Source organism: Photobacterium sp. MCCC 1A19761, assembly GCF_037389125.1.
In the GTDB taxonomy this organism is placed as follows: Bacteria; Pseudomonadota; Gammaproteobacteria; order Enterobacterales; family Vibrionaceae; genus Photobacterium.
Genome location: NZ_JAZGTF010000009.1, coordinates 89359 through 109817, shown reverse-complemented (window position 1 = coordinate 109817; position 20459 = coordinate 89359). Strand labels below are relative to the sequence as shown.

20 protein-coding genes are annotated in these 20459 nt (G+C 58.0%); 4 read left to right on the top strand and 16 right to left on the bottom strand.

Annotated elements, in window-relative coordinates:
• Positions 1–100: 100 nt before the first annotated feature.
• The 5 genes from dinF to VV869_RS10865 all read right to left on the bottom strand — a co-directional run bounded on the left by dinF (position 101) and on the right by VV869_RS10865 (position 4834).
• Entirely contained in the window at positions 101–1447 is a 1347-nt protein-coding gene (dinF, locus tag VV869_RS10885; protein ID WP_337734961.1) for an MATE family efflux transporter DinF, read from the bottom strand.
• Positions 1448–1642: 195 nt separating this feature from the next.
• The gene (cyoE, locus tag VV869_RS10880; RefSeq protein ID WP_337734960.1) at positions 1643–2569 is read right to left on the bottom strand and encodes a heme o synthase; all 927 of its coding nucleotides are present in this window, start codon (positions 2567–2569) and stop codon (positions 1643–1645) included.
• Positions 2570–2573: 4 nt separating this feature from the next.
• The gene (locus tag VV869_RS10875; RefSeq protein WP_337734959.1) at positions 2574–3608 is read right to left on the bottom strand and encodes a COX15/CtaA family protein; all 1035 of its coding nucleotides are present in this window, start codon (positions 3606–3608) and stop codon (positions 2574–2576) included.
• 9 nt (positions 3609–3617) lie between these two features.
• Positions 3618–4151, bottom strand: coding sequence for a cytochrome oxidase (locus VV869_RS10870; RefSeq protein WP_337734958.1), 534 nt, complete (start codon positions 4149–4151; stop codon positions 3618–3620).
• The gene (locus tag VV869_RS10865; RefSeq protein WP_337735083.1) at positions 4148–4834 is read right to left on the bottom strand and encodes an SURF1 family protein; all 687 of its coding nucleotides are present in this window, start codon (positions 4832–4834) and stop codon (positions 4148–4150) included. Before VV869_RS10865 ends, VV869_RS10870 begins: the two co-directional genes overlap by 4 nt.
• A 27-nt stretch (positions 4835–4861) precedes the next feature.
• On the opposite strand from VV869_RS10865, the gene VV869_RS10860 reads away from it, so the two are divergent.
• Complete coding sequence (locus VV869_RS10860; protein ID WP_337734957.1) at positions 4862–5068, top strand: DUF2909 domain-containing protein; 207 nt, start codon at positions 4862–4864, stop codon at positions 5066–5068.
• A gap of 24 nt (positions 5069–5092) precedes the next feature.
• Here the strand turns inward: VV869_RS10860 and VV869_RS10855 are convergent, their stop codons facing one another.
• The 4 genes from VV869_RS10855 to coxB all read right to left on the bottom strand — a co-directional run bounded on the left by VV869_RS10855 (position 5093) and on the right by coxB (position 9487).
• Positions 5093–5995, bottom strand: coding sequence for a cytochrome c oxidase subunit 3 (locus tag VV869_RS10855; protein WP_337734956.1), 903 nt, complete (start codon positions 5993–5995; stop codon positions 5093–5095).
• Between the two features lie 9 nt (positions 5996–6004).
• Positions 6005–6583, bottom strand: a complete 579-nt coding sequence (locus VV869_RS10850) for a cytochrome c oxidase assembly protein (RefSeq protein WP_337734955.1) — start codon at positions 6581–6583, stop codon at positions 6005–6007.
• Positions 6584–6637: 54 nt separating this feature from the next.
• Positions 6638–8248, bottom strand: coding sequence for a cytochrome c oxidase subunit I (gene ctaD, locus VV869_RS10845; protein WP_337734954.1), 1611 nt, complete (start codon positions 8246–8248; stop codon positions 6638–6640).
• Positions 8249–8377: 129 nt separating this feature from the next.
• The gene (gene coxB, locus VV869_RS10840) at positions 8378–9487 is read right to left on the bottom strand and encodes a cytochrome c oxidase subunit II (RefSeq protein ID WP_443147308.1); all 1110 of its coding nucleotides are present in this window, start codon (positions 9485–9487) and stop codon (positions 8378–8380) included.
• Here coxB and VV869_RS10835 point away from each other — a divergent pair.
• The gene (locus VV869_RS10835; RefSeq protein WP_337734952.1) at positions 9441–9779 is read left to right on the top strand and encodes a hypothetical protein; all 339 of its coding nucleotides are present in this window, start codon (positions 9441–9443) and stop codon (positions 9777–9779) included. The two genes, coxB and VV869_RS10835, sit on opposite strands and share 47 nt — an antisense overlap.
• On the opposite strand, the gene VV869_RS10830 is transcribed toward VV869_RS10835, so the two are convergent.
• Complete coding sequence (locus VV869_RS10830) at positions 9780–10577, bottom strand: class I SAM-dependent methyltransferase (protein WP_337734951.1); 798 nt, start codon at positions 10575–10577, stop codon at positions 9780–9782. It lies immediately after the preceding gene.
• Between the two features lie 136 nt (positions 10578–10713).
• The gene (gene lexA, locus VV869_RS10825) at positions 10714–11334 is read right to left on the bottom strand and encodes a transcriptional repressor LexA (RefSeq protein ID WP_337734950.1); all 621 of its coding nucleotides are present in this window, start codon (positions 11332–11334) and stop codon (positions 10714–10716) included.
• 323 nt (positions 11335–11657) lie between these two features.
• On the opposite strand from lexA, the gene plsB reads away from it, so the two are divergent.
• Positions 11658–14108 carry a glycerol-3-phosphate 1-O-acyltransferase PlsB gene (gene plsB / locus VV869_RS10820; protein ID WP_337734949.1) on the top strand — a complete coding sequence of 817 codons (2451 nt, stop codon included), beginning with the start codon at positions 11658–11660 and terminating at the stop codon, positions 14106–14108.
• Between the two features lie 249 nt (positions 14109–14357).
• On the opposite strand, the gene ubiA is transcribed toward plsB, so the two are convergent.
• Both ubiA and VV869_RS10810 read right to left on the bottom strand, forming a co-directional pair.
• Positions 14358–15218, bottom strand: coding sequence for a 4-hydroxybenzoate octaprenyltransferase (gene ubiA / locus VV869_RS10815; RefSeq protein WP_337734948.1), 861 nt, complete (start codon positions 15216–15218; stop codon positions 14358–14360).
• Entirely contained in the window at positions 15209–15757 is a 549-nt protein-coding gene (locus VV869_RS10810) for a chorismate--pyruvate lyase family protein (protein ID WP_337734947.1), read from the bottom strand. Before VV869_RS10810 ends, ubiA begins: the two co-directional genes overlap by 10 nt.
• Before the next feature lie 173 nt (positions 15758–15930).
• On the opposite strand from VV869_RS10810, the gene VV869_RS10805 reads away from it, so the two are divergent.
• Positions 15931–16344, top strand: a complete 414-nt coding sequence (locus VV869_RS10805) for a flagellar basal body-associated protein FliL (RefSeq protein WP_337734946.1) — start codon at positions 15931–15933, stop codon at positions 16342–16344.
• Between the two features lie 63 nt (positions 16345–16407).
• Here VV869_RS10805 and glpD read toward each other — a convergent pair whose 3' ends face one another.
• From glpD to glpT, 3 genes are all read right to left on the bottom strand, one after another.
• Positions 16408–17925, bottom strand: a complete 1518-nt coding sequence (gene glpD, locus VV869_RS10800) for a glycerol-3-phosphate dehydrogenase (RefSeq protein ID WP_337734945.1) — start codon at positions 17923–17925, stop codon at positions 16408–16410.
• A 206-nt stretch (positions 17926–18131) separates the two neighbouring features.
• On the bottom strand, positions 18132–18893 hold the full coding sequence (locus tag VV869_RS10795; protein ID WP_261601436.1) for a DeoR/GlpR family transcriptional regulator: 762 nt from the start codon (positions 18891–18893) through the stop codon (positions 18132–18134).
• Positions 18894–18990: 97 nt separating this feature from the next.
• Entirely contained in the window at positions 18991–20361 is a 1371-nt protein-coding gene (gene glpT, locus VV869_RS10790; protein ID WP_337734944.1) for a glycerol-3-phosphate transporter, read from the bottom strand.
• Between the last annotated feature and the right edge of the window lie 98 nt (positions 20362–20459).

Below are 20459 nucleotides of genomic sequence, written 5' to 3'. Positions count from 1 at the left end.
AAAAAACCACCATTTTAAGCAATTTTATGCTGCCGAGAACAGGCATTTTTTGTGTAAAATTTGGTCAGGAACGCTTGAAAAAACTTAACTCATTGTTGGATTAACAAGTTTCACCGGGAAATAAAAACGTCTTTTTTTGCCACTGGTACGCCAGCACGATCGCCAGGCCGATCCCACGCATCGCCAGGAACACCAGCATGGCCGCCCACAGGCCGTGGTTACCCCAATCCATCAGCAGCCACCAGGTCAGGAAGAAACTGCTGGTCGCCAGCACCATACTGTTGCGCATCTCCCGGCCCCGCGTCGCGCCGATAAAGATGCCATCCAACAAAAAGCACCACATCGCCACCAAAGGGACCGCCGCCAGCCACGGCAGATAGCGCGCCGCTTCCGCCCGCACCGCCGGAATATCGGAGATCAGGCTGACAATCTCGCGACCAAAGCCGACAAAGGCCAGCGTCATCAGCAGTGAAATGATCAGGCTCCAGAAGGTGGTGCCAACCAGTGAGCGGCCCAGCAGATCGCGGTTGCGCGCCCCAATTGCCTTGCCGACCATGGCTTCCATGGCATAAGCAAACCCGTCCATGGCGTAAGAGACCAGCATCAAAAAGCTCATCAGCACCGCATTGGCCGCCACCACGGTATCGCCGAGGCTGGCCCCATGGAAGGTCATAAAGGAAAACGCCAGTTGCAGGCAGAGGCTGCGCAGGAAAATATCGCGATTGAGCTTGAGCAACCGGCCCATGCCATGACGCACCGCACCGAGACGGCTTTTCAGCGCCGGCAGACCCTGGGTGCGCCACTGGCCCGCAACAAACCACAGCCCCAGCGCCAGCCCGCTATAATCGGCAATCACCGACGCCGCCGCCGCACCGCGCACCTGCCAGCCAAAGCCAAGGACAAACAGCAAATCGAGCAGAATATTGACCACATTGGTGATGATCAGCAGCCACATCGGCAGGCGGGCATTCTGGGTGCCGAGCAACCAGCCCATGATCACCAGGTTGGCCAGGGCCGCCGGAGCACTCCAGATCCGGATCGAGAAATACTGCCCGGCGTAGGTTTTGACTTCGACGCTGGCACTACTGAAGTGGAAAATCAGCTCCGCCAGCGGCTGATGCAGGACAATCAGTACCAGGGCCAGCAGCCAAGCCAGCGCCAGCCCCTGGATCAGGTAACCGGCCTGCGCGGCTTTGTCGCCGGCACCATAGGCCTGGGCACTGAGGCCGGTGGTGGCCATACGCAGAAAACCCAGCAACCAGAAGGTCACATTGATCATGGTCCCGCCAACCGCGACCCCGCCCAGAAACCAGGCATGATCCAGATGGCCAATGACTGCTGCATCCACCAGCCCGAGCAAGGGCACCGTGATGTTGGATAACACCATCGGCAGAGCCAGGGCAAACACCTGGCGATGTAACGACATATCCCGTAACGCAGTCAGCACCGTCCACCTCAAACACTTTGCCCGCCGCGCATCGGCAGGCTGTCTCAATCAGGCGGACAGTGTAGCGGCTTGCCGACCACGGCGAAACCGCCGCCTCCGGTTTCAGGCCGAAACCGGAGACATGCGGCATGGTTTTCGAGGCAGGATTCTCGCGCTCGGTGTATTGAAGCTCCCGAACGATGAAAAGCGCCCGGGCTATCGAAGCAGGGCCAGCAACCAGTGATCGCCAAGCAGCACCACAAACAACCCGAGCAGGTGCCAAATCGAATATTTGAAGGTGGCCCAGGCGTGGCCCGGCACATCGGCAAATTTGAGCTTCAGGGCATAGGCGACAAATCCCAGATTCAGGATGCTGCTGCCCGCGAGGTAAAACAGCCCGCTCATCCCGGTCAGCCAGGGCAGCAAGCCAACCAGCACCAGCATCACGGTATAGAGCAGTACCATGGTCTTGGTAAATTCAATGCCGTGGGTAACCGGCAGCATCGGGATCCCGGCCCGGGCGTAATCAGCCTTGCGGTGGATCGCCAGCGCCCAGAAATGCGGCGGGGTCCAGGTGAAGACCAGCATCACCAGCAACAGCGCATGCGGGTCGAGCTGGCCGGTGACCGCCGTCCAGCCCAGCAGGGGCGGCGCTGCACCAGCCAGACCGCCGATCACGATATTCTGCGGCGTGGCGTGCTTGAGCCACACCGTGTACACCACGGCATAGCCGACCAGACTGGCAAAGGTCAACCAGGCGGTTAAGGCATTGAGCTGCCACAGCAAGGCGAAACCAAGCACCATCAATACGGTCGCAAACCCCACGGCGCGTGTGGTCGCAATCCGCCCTTTGGCCAGCGGCCGGTGATGGGTACGGGCCATCTGGGCATCAAACCGGCGATCCAGCACATGATTGAACGCCGCCGCCGCCGCCGACTGCAAGCCGATGCCCGCCAGCCCCAGAACCACCGCCTTGATCGGCGGGATCCCGGGCACCGCCAGACACATGCCGACCAGCGCGGTCAGCAGCAGCATCGCCACCACTTTCGGTTTGGTGATGGTCAGGTAATCCTGCCATACACCGGGCCGGACCACGCTCCCTTTGACAGGCGCCCGTCCCGCGGTCTGAAATAACTTCGTCATCGGCTCAGCCCTCCCTTGCCATGTTCAAGCGCATCCCCAGCGGCACCCGGCAGCTGAAAATGGCGTAATTGGTTGCCACCAGGGTCATCAGCAGCAATCCCCCGACCAGGTTATGGCCGACGGCCACCATCAGCGGCAAACTGGCCACCACATTGGTGATCCCGAGGGTAATTTGCAATCCCAGTAGGGTGCCGACCAATAAGGCCAGCCGACGCAGCCGGACCGATTGCCATAACTGCCAGCTCAGCACTCCCAGTATCAACGCAGTGATCGCCGCGCCGAAGCGATGGGCCACATGGATCGATACTCGCTGCTCATAATTGAGCACCCCGAACTGATAACTGTCATGCGGCGGCTGGATCGGATGAAACGCAGACCAGTCAAACTGCTGGGCCCAATCCACCTCGCACACCGGCAGCTGGGTACAGACCACCGCCGCATAGTTGGCCGCGGTCCAGCCACCGAGCGCCACCTGGATCAGGGTCACCAGCAACGCCAGCGCCGCCAGCCAGGTCAATCCGCCCATATTTCTCGCCGGGGTGCCCCTGCTGAGATGGCCCCGGACCCGACGCCGGACCCGCATTGCCAGCAGCAACAGCAACCCGGCGGTGGTAAATCCGCCCAGCAGGTGCCCCATCACCACCACCGGCTTCAGGGCCATGGTGACCGTCCACATCCCGAGCATGGCCTGAAAGATCACCATCCCAAGCAGCAATGCCGGCAACCCGCGGGGCAATCCCCGGTAACGCCAGGCCACCAGGTTAAGCAGCAGGATGAGCATTCCCAACCCACCAGCAAAGTAACGGTGGATCATCTCGTTCCAGGCTTTGTGAACGACCAGCGGCGCATGGGGAAATGCAGCCTGTGCCTGCACATGCTGCTCCGGCGTCTGCGGCACCGCGGCAAACCCGTAGCAGCCGGGCCAGTCCGGGCAACCCAGTCCGGCCTCCGTCAGGCGGGTATAGGACCCCAGTACAATTACGCCGAGCGACCAGACCAACGTCAGATACACCAGGTATTGATACCGTCTCCAGTGCATAGGCCCTCCTTAGCCGATTTTGGACACTTTCAGCAGTCGTTTCAAATCGCGCAGCACATCTTTGCCCTGAGCGAGAATGGCCGGCTGATCCTTGGCCAGCGGATAGGCCATCAGAATATTGCCGAGTGGGTCGGCCAGATAGATTGCCTGCCCGCCATACTCAGAGGTTTGCAACCGCTTCAGCAGCGGCGCCGGAACCATCGACGGTTGTAATCCCTGCAGCAATTCATCTTCTTGGCCGGTCAGCTCGCTCACCAGTAGCAGGCCCGCGACCCGATCCTGATCGGCCCCGACAGCCTGAGGGATCTGGCGCAGGTGAAACAGGGCTCCGGCACAGGCCGCATCGCAGTGATCCGGCAGCACATACAGCAATTGCCAGCGCCCGGGCCGGGCGGCCCAATCCTCACGGAGCGGCGGGTCCAGCAGGATCCCGCGGTTGGTGACGCCGCCCTGATACCAGTGCATGGTCAGCATCAGCTTGGCGATCCCGACCGGCAGCGCAAATGCGGCGAGCAGCAACCATAACTTCCCGAATCTCTTCATCCCTTGCTCCGTCTCAGCCACCACAACGCGGCCACCGCGATGGCGACCGCCATCAGAAACCACTGCACCGCATAGGCATAATGCTTTTGCGGCCCCATCACCACCGGGATCCAGGTCTGTTGCAGCGCCACCGGGCTGTCCGTGTCGATTTGCAGCACCCAGGGTTTGAGTGCAACGCCCATCGATCGGCCCAGTTCGACCGGCACCAGATTCTGCACCCGCAGCGGTCCCCCGGCCCCCAGTTGCTCCGGCACCGTCGCTGCCAGCTCCGGCAGGTTTGAAGCAGGGGCAATCACGCCGGTGATCCGCATCTCGCCGTGGTGTTCCGGCAGCACCGGGATCTGATCCCGGTAAGCCGGCGCCGCAATCCAGCCCAGGTTAACCAGCACCCAGCCGTCTTCGGCGACGAACGGATACAGCAGGTGATAGCCGACCTGCCCCTGATACAGCTGGTTATCCAGTAACACGGCTTTGCTGTGATCAAAGTGGCCGCGCAGGGTCAGACGGTACCAGCGCGGGTCCGTCGGCAAACTGGCCAAACTGAAATAGGTCTGCTCACCGCGGTATTTGAGCGCCGCGCTGAGGCTTTCTTTTTCCTGTGCCCGTGACATTTGCCACATCCCCAGCTTGACCAAAGTCACCAGGACCACCACAGTAAAAAAGATGAACCCGATCCGTCGCATACTCACCTGTCATTCCATGGAGCACCGATGCTGTTAAAAGCCCTTGCTGTCTGCCTGCTAATTTTCATCATCCTCAACCTGTTCCGGGCCCTGCCGGTGATGCTCAAGGGTCGGGGCAGCCAGCCGATGAGCCGCTATCTCGGGCGTCGGTTGCTGATCTCTGTTTTGCTGTTCGCGCTGCTGCTGATTGCGCTGGCCACCGGCTATCTCACGCCCAATCCCCGTCCCTACTGACATCGGCCCGACGTCAGGTCAATCTCAGAGGATATACACGAACACGAACAACCCGAGCCAGACTACATCGACAAAGTGCCAGTACCAGGCCCCGGCCTGGAAGGCAAAGTGCTTCTCGGACGAGAAGTGACCACGCAGCACCCGCAGCCAGACCACAAACAGGATCACCGTCCCCAGCGTCACGTGCATACCGTGAAACCCGGTCAGCATGAAAAAGGTATTGCCGTAAACTCCGGCATCCAGCGTCAGACCCATTTCGTGATAGGCATGGACATACTCCACCCCCTGCAGATAAACAAACAGGGCGCCGAGCAGCACCGTCAGCAGCAGAAACAGAGTCAAGCGCGGGCGGTTATCCTGCTCCAGCGCGGTATGGGCAATGTGGACGGTGACTGAGGAGGTCAGCAGAATGAGGGTGTTGTACAGCGGCAGCCCGAGCGCGCTCATCGCCTCGGTAGTCGTGCCGCCCGGTGTAGCCACCAAGGGCCACTGGGCGATGAAATCCGGCCACAACACGGCGTGGGTCATCGCGTTGTTGCCGGCCCCGCCGAGCCAGGGAACGGCAATCATCCGGACATAGAACAGCGCGCCGAAGAAAGCGGCAAAAAACATCACTTCTGAGAAAATAAACCAGCTCATGCCCTGGCGAAAGGAGCGGTTCATCTGATGACTGTACAGCCCGCCCATCGACTCGTGGATCACATCGCGGAACCAACCCACCACCATCAGCAGCAACAAGCCGACGCCAGCCAACAGGATCCACGGTCCCTGGCCGTGAAACAGACCGCCCACCGTGGCACCTGCACCCAAGGCAATCAGAAACAGCGCCGCCGCCCCGACAATCGGCCAGATACTGGTGGCCGGCACGTAGTAAGGTTCATGGGGAGGCTGGATTGCCTGATCATGTTCGCTGTAGGGATTTGCCATCGTGCCACCTCATTGGGTTTGAGCCGTCTCACTCGACGGAGCTTGGAACAAGGTATACGCCAACGTCAGGGTATGAATGTCGGCCGGCAAGGCCGGGTCGACATAAAACACCAGCGGCAACCGGGCCGATGCCCCGGCCGCCAGCGGCTGACGGTTAAAGCAAAAACATTCAATCTTATTCAAATACTGGGCACCCAGGCCCGGCGACACCGACGGTACCGCCTGGCCGATATTCGCCTTCTGGGCCAGGTTTCGGGCAGCATAATTTACGGTCTGAGTCTGGCCGGGATGCACCACCAGTCGCCGCACCTCCGGCTCAAACGTCCACGGCATCCCGGGATTGATATAGGCCACAAACTCCACCGTCACCTGCCGCGAGGTATCGACCCGAGCGCTGGCTTCGGTCGGGGTCGAGGCCGTTTTGCCGTTGATCCCGGTGACATCGCAAAACACGTCATAGAGCGGCACCAGTGCGAAGGCGAAGCCGAACATGCCCAGCGCCAGCCCGACCAGCGACCAGATCGAGCGCCGCTGACGCTGCTCGGCCGACGCCGATTGCGTCCGTGTAGAATCCGCTTTCCTGCGCATGGATGCCTCCTATGCCCTGTACTCAATCAGTCCTGTTCTCAATCAATCCTGTTCTCAATCAATCTTAGGCGGCGTGGTAAAGGTGTGGTGCGGCGCCGGGGACGCTACTGTCCATTCCAGCCCCTCAGCGCCATCCCAGGGTTTGGCCGCTGCCGGCTGGCCGCCGCGCACGCATTTCACCACTACCGCCAGGAAGATCAGTTGCGACAGGCCGAACATAAAGCCGCCGATACTGACCACCGCATTCACATCCGCAAACTGCAGCGCGTAATCCGGGATCCGACGCGGCATGCCGGCGAGCCCTAAAAAGTGCATCGGGAAGAACAGAATGTTGACCGACACCACTGAGCACCAGAAATGCCACTTGGCCAGCTTTTCGTCGAACATATGCCCGGTCCACTTCGGCATCCAGTAATAGGCCGCGGCCATAATCGAGAAGATCGCCCCGGACACCAGCACGTAATGGAAATGGGCCACGACAAAATAGGTATCGTGATACTGGAAGTCCGCCGGGGTGATGGCCAGCATCAGACCGGAGAACCCGCCGATGGTAAACAGGATGATAAAGGCAATGGCAAACAGCATCGGCACTTCGAACGTCAGCGAGCCGCGCCACATGGTCGCCACCCAGTTGAATACCTTGACCCCGGTCGGCACCGAAATCAGCATAGTGCAGTACATGAAAAACAGCTCGGCGGCGACCGGCATACCGGTAGTGAACATATGGTGCGCCCAGACCAGAAAGCTCAGCCCGGCAATCGATGCCGTGGCGTAAACCATCGAGCTGTAGCCAAAGAGCTTTTTACGAGAAAACGCTGGGATAATGGCCGAAATAATACCGAAACTCGGCAAAATCATAATGTAGACTTCCGGGTGACCGAAGAACCAGAAGATATGCTGGAACATTACCGGATCCCCACCGCCGGCGGCATCGAAGAAACTGGTGCCGAAGAATTTATCCGTCAGCACCATGGTTACCGCGCCGGCCAGCACCGGCATCACCGCAATCAACAAGAACGCCGTGATCAGCCAGGTCCAGACAAACAGCGGCATTTTCATGTAAGTCATCCCCGGCGCCCGCAGGTTGACGATGGTAACAATCACGTTAATCGCTCCCATGATGGAGCTGATCCCCATGATGTGAATGGCAAACACGAACAGGCCGGTACTGGCGGGACTAAAGGTCGTCGAGAGCGGCGCGTAAAATGTCCAGCCGAAGTTCGGGCCGCCCCCTTCCATGAACAGCGAGGCCAGCAGCAAGGTGAAAGCGAACGGCAGGATCCAGAAGCTCCAGTTGTTCATGCGCGGCAGCGCCATATCCGGCGCACCAATCATCATCGGGATCATCCAGTTGGCAAGCCCGGTGAAGGCCGGCATCACCGCCCCGAACACCATGATCAGGCCATGTACCGTGGTCATCTGGTTAAAGAAATTCGGCTCCACCAGCTGCAATCCGGGCTGAAACAGCTCCGCACGGATCACCATCGCCATGGCGCCTCCGACCAGGAACATGGCAAAGCTGAACATCAGATACAGTGAGCCGATATCCTTGTGGTTGGTGGTCAGCAGCCAACGCTTAAACCCGGCTTGAGGATGGTCGTGATGCGCATGCTCGGTTGCCCGTTCATCCTCCACACCGGCCTGCTCACGCAACATGTCCGTCATCGTTGTTCTCCTCAGCTCTTGTCAACAAAGCCCTTACCTTGAAAGCTCTTGCCTTAAAAACACTTGTCTTGAACGCACATTACTTGAAAGCACTTACCTTGAGAACGCAGCGCTCAAAAGGTTTAGCGCTTAAAGCGATTTGCCATCCATCACGGCCTGCACTTCCGCCGCCTGCACCGTATCACCGGTGTTGTTGCCCCAGGCGTTGCGCTCGTAGGTGATCACGGCCGCCAGCTCTTTCAGGCTCAACTGCGGCCCGAACGCCTGCATCGCGGTGCCGCTCCGGCCATGGACCACCACGCTGACGTGCTCCAATTTCCGTGCCGGATCGATGGCCACCCCTTGTCCGGCCAGCGCCGGAAAAGCACCCGGGATCCCCTGACCATTCCCCTGGTGACACATAGCACAGCGCGTACCGTAAACCTGCTCGCCGAGGGCCATCAGCTCATCCATCGACATTTCCATCGCCAGTAAGCGCTGCTCTTCCTCAAAGGCGACCCGTTGGGCGGTTTTGGTCGCCTGCAGCCACTGCTGGTACTCGTCCTGCGGCTTGGCGATCACCACAATCGGCATAAAGCCATGATCCTTGCCGCACAGCTCCGCACACTGACCGCGATACACCCCCGGCTCGTCGATCCGGGTCCAGGCTTCATTGATAAATCCGGGATTGGCATCTTTCTTGACTGCAAACGCCGGCACCCACCAGGAGTGGATCACATCCTGCGAGGTGATCAGAAAGCGCACCTTCTTGCCGACCGGCAACACCAGTGGCCGATCAACTTCCAGCAAGTAATTGTCACGTTTGTCTCGTTCGTTGGCGATCTGGGCAGGAGATGTCGCCAAAAGTGAGTAAAAATCGACATCTTCATCGAAATAACGATAATGCCATTTCCATTGCGACCCGGTGATCTGGATTGTGATATCCGAATCGGTGGTATCTTCCATTGCGAGCAGGGTCTGCGTGGCCGGAATGGCCATCAGGATCAGGATCACGAACGGAATGAGGGTCCAGAGGATTTCCACTTTGGTACTTTCATGAAACGAGGCGGCGACCGCGCCTTTTGATTTCCGGTGATGGAGGATCGACCAGAACATTACCCCGAAGACGGCAATGCCGATGGCCACGCAGATATAGAGGATCGTCATGTGAAGATCGTAAACCCGCTGACTGACGTCGGTGACCCCGGCCGTCATGTTGAACCGCATCGAATCCGTTTCGGCAGCCACCGACCCAGCCAAAACAGCCGTCGGTAACCCGCAGAGCCATTTGCGTATTTTCACCGCAATCCCTCCTCATCCAACGTCCTCAACGAACGAAAGCGCAGCACACAATGAGCGGTTTGCCTGCCCGTCTGGACGGCAAACTTATGCCAAGAGAATTAACACTTTATTTACATTCAACTTAGGACAAAAAGGAAAAGAACAGCAAAAAATTGTCAGAAAAAAAATCAGCCGTCAGCAGGCCGACGGCCAGCAGGCGATCGGCAATGGATGCGGGGGAAATAGCGGAAGGTATGACCCGATACGGTGATTACAACCGAAAATGAACCAAAACCGGCGTCATGCGATATTTCAGGCTAGGCACTTTCGCCAGCCATCGTTGCCAGGGCCGCCAACGCGGACAGGCGTGATCCAACGGACTATGGCTGCCGATCAGTTCCGCCCAAGGCAGCCAACTCAGAATTTGGCGCACCGGATCTTTGTAGCCATGCTGATACGTCGCCGATCCCATTCGGGCCGCCAACCCCGAGCCACAGCGGTCTCCGGCCACGACCAGGCACACTTCAATCTGGCTGAAATGGCAGCCGAGTTGCTGCACGAAGCGAGCCAGTGCCGCATCATCGCATTGCAGCAGGGCCTGATCACACAGCAGCAGGACCGGCGCCTTGCCCATCACCGGCAACGATTTCAGCCAGGACAAATCCGTGACCGAACCCGGGCGCATGGTGTAGCGCTCGCTGCGGTGAAACAGCCGTTCACGCCAGAGTAAGTTTTCATCGGTGTCGAGTTCAAACCAGCGGCAGCGGCCGTTATCGAGGCGGTAAAACCGGGTATCAAGCCCGGCGCCAACGTTGATGATCCAGCCATTGGGATGTCGGCGCAAAAACTGCTGTACCAGGCGATCACACTGCAACGTCAGAGTGGCATGTAATAACTGGCGGGCGGGCACATTGCCGGTCAGGCAATCTGCTTTGAAATGGCATTGGTTACAGGCTGCTGCGGCGACGGGATCGTAGATCAGACCCTCATCTTCCAGGCTTTCACGACTACGAAGCCAGAGCGGTTGCAACAACGCTGTCGGGATGTGGTAGCGGGAAGTTTTGGTCATTGTCATCTCCATCTGATCATGAATGGATGATAATGACTATCATTAACTTTTGTAAAGCCCCCTGAGACAAAAAATCGCCAGGTTTCGGGCCTGACGATTTCAAAGCGAGCACTCTGCCGGGGCAGCCCGGGACGGATTACATCCAGTCGGTGTTACGGATCACCCCGACCGCAATGCCCTCAATGGTCAATTGCTGTTGGTTAAGATCGACCACAATCGGTGCAAAGGCTTCATTTTCGGCATGCAGGAACACCTGAGACCCTTTGCGTTCCAGACGCTTCACGGTCACGTCATCTTCAACCCGCGCCACAACCACCTGGCCGTTGCGGACATCCTGGGTTTTATGTACGGCGAGCAGGTCCCCATCCATAATCCCAATGTCTTTCATACTCATCCCGTTGACCCGCAGCAGGAAATCGGCGCGCGGTTTAAACAGGGCCGGGTCGACCTCATAATGGGTTTCCACATGCTCCTGCGCCAGGATCGGCTCACCGGCCGCAACCTGGCCAATCAGGGGCAGCCCTTGCTCCGATTGATCATCGTGCAGGCCCAGAACCCGGATCCCACGGGACGCCCCGGGGATAATTTCGATCACTTCTTTACGGGCCAGCGCCTTGAGATGCTCTTCGGCAGCGTTGGCCGAGCGGAAGCCCAGTTCACGGGCAATCTCAGCGCGTGTTGGCGGCATTCCGGACTCTTCAATCCTGGCTTTGATCAAATCAAAGACTTCTTGTTGGCGCGGCGTTAACGGCTTCATGGCTCAATCCTGTCTTTTTATACAGTTCACTGTGAGTATATCCAGTGTTAACAAAGTTGAAAAGACAATTGTTTACGAAAAGAGCAATTTTCCCGGCAGGCGTTTCCCAATCTGGTCCAGCCTCTGGGTTTTGTGTCACGAACGCGTCGCCTTCTTCCCCGAAATCCCCGTTACCCCTTACCTTCACCACAGAGAAACAATGAGTTAGCACAAAATTTCCTGAAATCAGATCTTTCACCGTCAAGATGTCGCATTTCAGCGTAAAATAACCGGCATTTTCTGCTATCCTTGCCACGCATTAGGATTTCGAGGCTAGTAAATATATGTCAAGTTGGCAGAAAGTTTATCGAAAATTGTTGAATTTGCCGCTTTCTCTGTTGGTTAAAACCCATTCCATACCATCAGACCCGGTCGCGGATCTGGCTCTGGATTTATCGCGTCCCATTATCTATATCCTGCCGTTCCGCTCGAACACGGATTTAATGACCCTGCGCAGCAGTGCCCTGGCGCTGGGCCTGCCTGATCCCCTGTCCCCGCTGGAGCTGGGCGGACAGTTGTTTGATCGCTATGTCTATGTCGCAGACGGGCCGAGCGTGTTCGGCTCGGACGGCGAGCTGCCCCAGGCATCGCTGGCGCTGTTCACCGCCCTGCTCGAGCAGCACAAGCAAGACACCGAGCTGGATGTCCAGGTGGTACCGGCCGCAATCCTCTGGGGCCGCAAACCGGGCCGGGAAGAGAGCCAGAAGCCGATCCTGCGCCCGCTCAACGGCCCGGAGAAATTTGTCGCCGTGCTGGGCAGCGGCCGCGACTGTATGGTGCGCCTGAGCACCCCGGTTTCGCTGCGCTACATGGCTGACCGCCATGGCACCGATGATTCCATCGCCCACAAGCTGGCCCGGGTTGCCCGGATCCATTTTTCCCGTCAGCAGCTGGCCGCATCCGGGCCGAAACTGCCGGACCGCCATGCACTGTTCAAACGGCTGCTGGCTTCCAAAGCGATTGAAAAAGTGGTCGCCGAAGAAGCCCAAAGCCGGGATGTCCCGACCGAAAAAGTCCGCAAAGAAGCCGTCGACATGATGGAAGAGATCGCTGCCGATTTCTCCTATTCGCTGATCAAGCGCGGCGATCGCTTTCTGGGCTGGCTGTGGAACAAGCTCTACCAGGGCCTGAATGTCCACAATGCCCAGCGGGTGCGCCAGTTGGCGCAGGACGGCCATGAAATCGTCTATGTGCCTTGCCACCGCAGCCATATGGACTACCTGCTGCTGTCGTACGTGCTGTATCGCGAAGGGATGGTGCCGCCGCACATTGCCGCCGGGATCAACCTCAACTTCTTCCCGGCCGGACCGATTTTCCGCCGCGGCGGGGCGTTCTTTATCCGTCGTAGCTTCAAGGGCAACCGCCTGTACTCCACGGTCTTTCGCGAGTACCTGGCAGAGCTGTTCGCCAAAGGCTATTCGGTCGAATACTTCAGTGAAGGCGGCCGCTCCCGCACCGGCCGTCTGCTGCCGGCCAAAACCGGGATGCTGTCGATGACGATCCAGGCCATGCTGCGCGGGCTGAACCGCCCGGTCACCCTGGTGCCGGTGTATATCGGTTACGAGCACGTGATGGAAGTCGGCACCTACGCCAAAGAGCTGCGCGGCAAGCGGAAAGAGAAAGAAAATGTCGGCCAGGTGCTGCGGACCCTGCGCAAGCTGCGCAATCTGGGTCAGGGCTACGTGAACTTCGGCGAGCCGATCCCGCTGAACAGCTACCTCAACGAGCAGGTGCCGACCTGGCATCAGGACATTGATCCGATTGAGCCGCAGCGCCCGCAATGGCTGAATCCGGTGGTCAATGATCTGGCCAACAAGATGATGACCCACATCAACGATGCCGCGGCAACCAATGCCCTGACCCTGTGCGCCCTGGCCCTGCTGGCCTCCCGCCAGCGCGCCCTGAGCCGGGAAGAGTTGGAGCAGCAGATCGACTGTTACCTGCAGTTGCTGCGCAACGTGCCGTATTCCTCGCAGTGTACGATTCCGACCGACGACGCCGCGGCGCTAGTTGAACATGCCCTGAGCATGGATAAGTTTCTGGTTGAGCGCGACAGCCTGGGCGATATCGTGTCACTGGATCGCCAGCAGTCGATCCTGATGACCTATTACCGCAATAACATCATCCACCTGTTTGCGCTGCCGTCGCTGATCGCCCACATCGTGGTCCAGCACCAGCAGCTGTCCGTCGAGGCTATCCGGGAGCAGGTCGAGCGGCTTTACCCGTTCCTCAAGGCCGAGCTGTTCCTGCGCTATACCAAGGCCGAGCTGGGTGAGGTCATCGAAGGGCACATTGACGAGCTGGTCCGCCAGCGGCTGATCCTGCGCGACGGCGAAACCGTGGCCCTCAACAGCGCCCGGATCGGCCCGCTGCAACTGCTGGCCCGCACCATCACCGAAACGCTGCAACGCTATGCCATTGCCCTGACCCTGCTGCGCTCTGAACCGCAGCTGATGAAGAGCGATCTGGAGCAGCAGAGCCAGATGATGGCCCAGCGATTGAGCCGGCTGCACGGCATCAATGCGCCGGAGTTCTTTGATAAGGGCGTGTTCGCAACGCTGGTCAAAACCCTGCGCAGCGAAGGCTATCTGAACGAAGATTGCCATGCCGTCTCGCGCCCGGTCGAAACCCTGGCCGATCAGCTGGCCGCGCTGGTTTCCCCGGAGGTCAAACTGACCATTCAGGCCGTGATGAGCCGGGAGGAGAAAGTCGAAGAAGTGACGCCGGAGACTTAAGACGCGCAGTTGCTTTTCACTTCAGAAATATTGAGCTGGCCTTCGGGCCAGCTTTTTTGTATCTCGCAACCCATCCGGCGTTCAGGTGTTTGAGCTTTGGGGACACGGCCGCCTAAAAGCCCTGCCCGCGCGTCCCCTCGCCCACAACACAACACAAACGGGTTGCTGACATGGTCATCATGATCACGGCGGCCACAAAAAAAGCGCCGAACGGCGCTTTTTTCAAAGGATGTCAAAAAGATATACCGTTCAGCTCAAAGCGATACTCACCGCCATCCCCAACCACACCAGCATGCCGAAGTAGTTGTTATTCAGAAAGGCTTTGAAACAAGGCTCACGCTCGCGGCCGCGGATCAGCATCTGCTGATAGACAAACAGCGCGGATGCCAGCAGCAGGAACCAGAAATAGATCGGGTGCAGTTGTTGCAAGGACCCGGCAACAATCAGCAGCAGGACCGTCCCCAGCTGCAACAGGCCGACAATCATCTTGTCAAACCGGCCAAACAGGATCGCCGTCGACTTGATGCCGATTTTCAAATCATCATCTCGATCGACCATCGCATACTGGGTATCATAAGCCACGGTCCAAAGAATATTAGCGACAAACAACAGCCAGGCCGTTTCCGGCAGCGCACCGGCCTGCGCCGCATAGGCCATCGGGATCGACCAGCCAAATGCCATCCCCAGTACCAGTTGCGGCAGGTGGGTGTAGCGCTTCATAAACGGGTAAGCGGCAGCGAGCAGCAAACCAATCACCGACAGCTGGATCGTCAGAGGGTTCATGGTCAGCACCAGCAAAAAGGACGCCACCACCAGCAACCCAAACAGACCTAACGCTTCGCGCTCAGATACCTTCCCCGACGGCATCGGCCGCTGCGCCGTGCGCTTTACGTGGCCGTCAAAATGACGGTCGGCATAATCGTTGATGACACATCCGGCCGCCCGCATCAGGAATACCCCCAGAACAAAGACCACCAGCACCCGCGGATCCGGCCAGCCGTCTGCGGCCAGGAACAATGCCCATAAGGTCGGCCATAACAGCAGCAAGCTCCCAATCGGGCGGTCAAATCGCGCGAGTTGCCAAAAGGCTTTAGCTTTGCTTAATTCCAACTTTGCGTCTCCTTTGCATAGATCGGGGCCTGTTCAAGAAACAATTCAGCAACCAACATCGGCTTGTCGTTCACCCACAACCGGGAGCGGCGTGCCCACAGAGAATGGGCCGCTTCACGAATATGGGCCACCATCAGCGCATCGCGGCGGGCACTGCGGTCGGTAAAGACCCGAAAGCCCAGCGGCATTTCGCCCAACTGCTCCAGATCCTGCTCCTGACCGGTCAGGGTGGTCTGCGGGATCAGCGTCCGGGCAAACACCCAAGGCACCCCATCGCCTTTGAGCACCACCTTGCGCAGCAGGCAATCGGCCTCGCCGAGCAAGGCCCGCTCATCGGCCTGCAACAGGTGATTGCCAATGACACGCTGCTCCAACAGCGTCACGGTGAAATGCTCGCAATAGCGCTGAAAACGTCGCGACAGCGAATCGGGTTCAAGCAACCAGGGCCCGAACGCTGTGTCTTCCACGGCAATGTCCTGCGGGCACTGCCACTGGGCACCATCCAGCAAAGGTTTGTACAACTGCTTGAATTTCGACATCTTTCTAATAAAAACCCGACCACGTCGCCTGCAAGGGCTTGGTAGAGCTCTGTTAATTGATTACCATAAGGAAACACTATTGTAGCAAGCCGTAACGGGTACGAATATCGTTACGATCGAAAGAACGCAATTCACCGCCGACCAACGGTGGTCAATCCGGAATGAGTGTCATAATGAGATCACTATTTTTTGCCCTGGCCCTGTGTACAACTGTGCTGACGGTGCCTTTTCAGGTCATGGCTGACGAGGCCGGCCCGGCTGCACCGCAATATACTTACTACACCCTGGAGCCGGACATCACGACCAACTATGTCACCCAAGGCAAAAAACTGGGTTACCTGCGCCTCCAGGTTGACCTGATGGTGGCCGACCCGTCCCTGATCAAAGACGTTGAGCACCACGCCCCGCTGATCCGCGATGCCATTATCAACATCATCGGTGAGCAGCCGGAAGCCCGGATCAAATCACTGGCCGGACGGGAGGAAATCCGCCAGGCGTGCCTGCACAAAGTGAACGAACTGTTGATCATGGAAACCCGCCAGCGCATTCTCACCGAGTTACTGTTTACCAAATACCTGTACCAGTAACGGGCCCTTGGGCATAAAAGAAAAAGGCGCTCATTTTGAGCGCCTTTTTCATGCTAATTCAGCTCAGGCCGCAGCCGAGCGGGCCAGCTGCTTTGCGGCGATATAGCCCGCCACTGCCTGCTGCTGTGCCGCGCTGAGATAAAGACCCAGTTTGCTGCGACGCCACAGGGCATCCTCGGCATCCTGAACAAACTCATGCTTCATCAGGTAATCCAGCTCCAGGGCATAGAAACCTTCCCCGAAGTGCTCGCCCATCTCAGCTTCTTCACGAATCCCTTCCAGCAGAGTCAGGGCACGGGTCCCGTAGTTGGTCGCCATGCGCTCTGCGGTAAAGCGGGACAGCCACGGGCACTGCTGCTGAAGCTGCGTTGCCAGCTGTTGGCCGTCGAAGTGTGCTTCGCCGCCCGGCAGGAACGCATCCGCCGTCCAGGCCGGTCCCATTTGCGGGAAGAACGGCGCCAGCTTGGTCATCGCCGCTTCCGCCAGCTTACGGTACGTGGTTAGCTTGCCGCCGAAAATAGACAGCAACGGCGGCTGGTTGCCGGTCTGCTCCAGCTCCAGGGTATAGTCGCGGGTGATTGCCTGCGGCGAGTCCGACTCATCATCACACAGCGGACGCACCCCACTATAGGTCCACACCACATCTTCACGGGCCATCTTGCGGGTAAAGTGGTTGTTGTAAACCTTCAGCAAATAGTCAATTTCACTGTCGTCGATCGCCACGTCGCGCGGATCGCCCTTGTACTCAACATCCGTGGTGCCGATGATCGAGAAGCGGTCCAGGTACGGGATCACAAACACAATCCGGCTGTCTTCGTTTTGCAGAATATAGGCCTGCGGCTCGTCATGGGCACGCGGCACCACAATGTGGGAGCCTTTGATCAGACGGATGTTGCGCGGGGACTGGGTCGCCAGGCTTTGATCATAAAACGCTTTCACCCAAGGACCGGCCGCATTCACCAGCGCACGGGCCCGGCGCTCAAACGTCTCGCCGGTGATCGTATCCCGCACGGTGACCTGCCACAGCTCACCGTCCTGCTCAGCTTTTTCCACTTTGCAGCGGTTACGCACTTCGCCACCGCGAGCCGCGACTTCCATGGCATTTAAAATCACCAAACGCGCATCATCGACCCAGCAATCTGAGTATTCGAAACCTTTGGTGATTTCCGGCACCAGCACCGAGTCAGCGCCAAACTTCAATCCCTGGCTTGCCGGCAACGTGGTGCGCTTGCCCAGGTGGTCGTACAGAAACAGGCCGGCGCGGATCATCCAGGCCGGGCGCAGATGCGGACGGTGCGGCAGACGAAAGCGCATCGGACGGGCAATATGAGGGATCTTGCGCAGCAGCACTTCCCGCTCTGCCAGGGCTTCCCCGACCAAACGGAACTCATAGTGCTCCAGGTAACGCAAGCCGCCGTGGATCAACTTCGAGCTGGCCGATGAGGTCGCCGAGGCAAAGTCGCTGGCTTCAAACAACCCGACTTTCAGGCCGCGACCGGCTGCATCGGCAGCAATCCCGGCACCGTTAATCCCACCGCCGACTACAATCAAATCCAGAATTTCAGATGTCGCAACCTTCATATCCCCACCTCAATCGAAAATAAAAATTTCAAAAACGCCCAAAAATGCTCGATTGCGAGCATAATAGATCATGTGTTGACGAAGATCATCATTTATATTTTCGGTTTGTTACATAAGTATGAGACAGGTAACAAGAATAGAAAAAAAACGGGCTGCCTTTTTTGAGGCAGCCCGTGAGGGGTCCGTGGTCGGGGGAAAGCGGCGGCTCAGTTGATGATTTCGAGGTGGATCTCGTTCTCAACCAGGCGCTTATTGAGCTCTTCCGGCGGTTGCTGATCAGTAAACAGCATATCGATCTGACTGATGTCTCCCAGATTAACCATGGCGTTGCGGCCAAACTTGGTATGATCCACCCCCAGCATCACACAGCGGCTGTTCTCAATAATCGCCTGCTTCACCCGCACTTCATGGTAATCGAAGTCCAGCAGCGAGCCGTCGAGGTCAATACCGCTGATCCCCATGATGCCGAAATCGAGCCGGAACTGAGAAATAAAGTCCAGCGTGGCTTCACCGACAATCCCGCCATCACGGTTGCGCACTTCCCCGCCGGCCAGGATCACCCGAAAATCATCCTTGCCGGTCAGAATACTGGCAACATTGAGGTTGTTGGTCACGATCCGCAGATCATGATGGTTGAGCAGCGCGCGTGCCACCGCCTCAGGCGTGGTCCCGATATCAATGAACAACGTCGCCCCGTCCGGAATATGCCGGACCATCGCCTGGGCAATTCGGTCTTTCTCCGCCAACTGCATGACCTTCCGAGTGCTGTATGAGGTATTGACCGAGCTGGACGGGATGGTGGCGCCACCATGATGACGACGAATTTTGTTATCTGCCGCCAGCTCATTGAGGTCACGACGGATCGTTTGCGGGCTCACGTTAAAACGCTCTACCAGATCGTCAGTGCTGACGTATCCCTGGGTTTTAACGAGATCGATGATTTCCTGATGACGTTTGCTTTGCTTCACTGCTCACGCGGCTCCTAGTTGCAACAAGGCTCCGCGAATGCGAAGCCTTGTCATATTACCTAGTGCGTTGCCAAGATGCCAATGATGGCGATCTCAATCACGCATTTTGCCCGGCCTGAGCTTGCGCAACTTCCTGATGCAGCTTGCTCTCGCCAATCAGGGCCAGAGTCAGGAAGAAGATGGCCAGACCACAAGACGCTGTCAGCACCATGAAGCCGCCGTCCCAGCCGAAGTGATCCACGGTGTAACCCAGAACCGCATTCGCCGCGACTGCGCCGCCCAGGTAACCGAACAGACCGGTCAGACCTGCAGCCGTCCCTGCCGCTTTCTTCGGTGCCAGCTCCAGTGCGTACAGACCAATCAGCATTACCGGACCATAGATCAGGAAGCCGATTGCAACCAGTGCCATCATATCAACCGCCGGGTTGCCCGGTGGGTTGAACCAGTACACCAGGACTGCGATGGTGACCAGCGCCATGAACAGGATACCCGCCGGGGCACGACGGCCCTTGAAGAATTTATCCGACATCCAGCCACACAGCAGAGTTCCCGGGATCCCGGCCCACTCGTACAGGAAGTAAGCCCAGGAAGACTTATCCACGGTAAAGTGCTTCACTTCGTTCAGGTATACCGGCGCCCAGTCCAGTACCCCGTAGCGGATCAGGTAGACGAAGGCATTAGCCACCGCGATAAACCACAGCAGCTTGTTGTTGAAGACATACTTGAAGAAGATTTCCTTCGCCGTCATCTCCTGCTCATGCGACTTGTCGTAGCTGTCCGGGTAATCATTGTTGTGCTCTTCAATCGACGGCAGGCCGCATGACTGCGGGGTGTCCCGCATCACCAGCAGGGTAAATACCGCCACCAGCAGAGCAAAGAATGCCGGCACGTAGAATGCTGCACGCCAGTCATCATTGAACGCCCACAGACCCAACAGGAACAACGGACCGATCAAGCCGCCACCCACGTTGTGGGCCACGTTCCAGATCGACACAATCTCGCCACGCTCCTTGCGCGACCACCAGTGCACCATGGTGCGGCCACAAGCCGGCCAGCCCATGCCCTGGAACCAACCGTTCAGGAACAGCAGGATAAACATGGCCGCAATACTGCCGGTTGCCCACGGCATAAAGCCAAAGCACAGCATCACCAGGGCCGACATTGTCAAACCGGCGGCCAGGAAATATCTCGGGTTGGAGCGGTCCGAAACGTTCCCCATCAGGAACTTCGACAAACCATAAGCGATCGATACCGCAGCCAGGGCCACACCCAGATCACCGCGGCTGTAGCCGTATTCTTCAATCAGGTGCGGCATCGCCAGACTGAAGTTCTTGCGCACCAGGTAATACCCGGCGTAGCCAAAGAAAATACCGAAAAAGAGCTGCCAGCGCAGGCGCTTATACACAGGATCGATCTGACTGTCCGGTAGCCGATCCGTATGCATGGCGGGTTTGAAAATGCCAAACATAAAAGTTTCCTTAAAAGTTGTCGTTCTGTTAGCGATGGTTTGCGTAAACGCAAAAAAATGATGAGCGAAAATACTCAAAGATACTCACAATGTGCAAA

Bases quoted from the DNA above. Each gene is read 5' to 3' on its own strand.
- VV869_RS10875 (WP_337734959.1), bottom strand. From the start codon at position 3,608: ATGCACTGGAGACGGTATCAATACCTGGTGTATCTGACGTTGGTCTGG.
- VV869_RS10870 (WP_337734958.1), bottom strand. From the start codon at position 4,151: ATGAAGAGATTCGGGAAGTTATGGTTGCTGCTCGCCGCATTTGCGCTG.
- VV869_RS10830 (WP_337734951.1), bottom strand. From the start codon at position 10,577: ATGACCAAAACTTCCCGCTACCACATCCCGACAGCGTTGTTGCAACCG.
- VV869_RS10855 (WP_337734956.1), bottom strand. From the start codon at position 5,995: ATGGCAAATCCCTACAGCGAACATGATCAGGCAATCCAGCCTCCCCAT.
- VV869_RS10805 (WP_337734946.1), top strand. From the start codon at position 15,931: ATGAGATCACTATTTTTTGCCCTGGCCCTGTGTACAACTGTGCTGACG.
- VV869_RS10810 (WP_337734947.1), bottom strand. From the start codon at position 15,757: ATGTCGAAATTCAAGCAGTTGTACAAACCTTTGCTGGATGGTGCCCAG.
- VV869_RS10835 (WP_337734952.1), top strand. From the start codon at position 9,441: ATGTTGAACCGCATCGAATCCGTTTCGGCAGCCACCGACCCAGCCAAA.
- glpT (WP_337734944.1), bottom strand. From the start codon at position 20,361: ATGTTTGGCATTTTCAAACCCGCCATGCATACGGATCGGCTACCGGAC.
- lexA (WP_337734950.1), bottom strand. From the start codon at position 11,334: ATGAAGCCGTTAACGCCGCGCCAACAAGAAGTCTTTGATTTGATCAAA.
- glpD (WP_337734945.1), bottom strand. From the start codon at position 17,925: ATGAAGGTTGCGACATCTGAAATTCTGGATTTGATTGTAGTCGGCGGT.
- cyoE (WP_337734960.1), bottom strand. From the start codon at position 2,569: ATGACGAAGTTATTTCAGACCGCGGGACGGGCGCCTGTCAAAGGGAGC.
- VV869_RS10850 (WP_337734955.1), bottom strand. From the start codon at position 6,583: ATGCGCAGGAAAGCGGATTCTACACGGACGCAATCGGCGTCGGCCGAG.
- plsB (WP_337734949.1), top strand. From the start codon at position 11,658: ATGTCAAGTTGGCAGAAAGTTTATCGAAAATTGTTGAATTTGCCGCTT.
- ctaD (WP_337734954.1), bottom strand. From the start codon at position 8,248: ATGACGGACATGTTGCGTGAGCAGGCCGGTGTGGAGGATGAACGGGCA.
- VV869_RS10860 (WP_337734957.1), top strand. From the start codon at position 4,862: ATGCTGTTAAAAGCCCTTGCTGTCTGCCTGCTAATTTTCATCATCCTC.
- VV869_RS10865 (WP_337735083.1), bottom strand. From the start codon at position 4,834: ATGCGACGGATCGGGTTCATCTTTTTTACTGTGGTGGTCCTGGTGACT.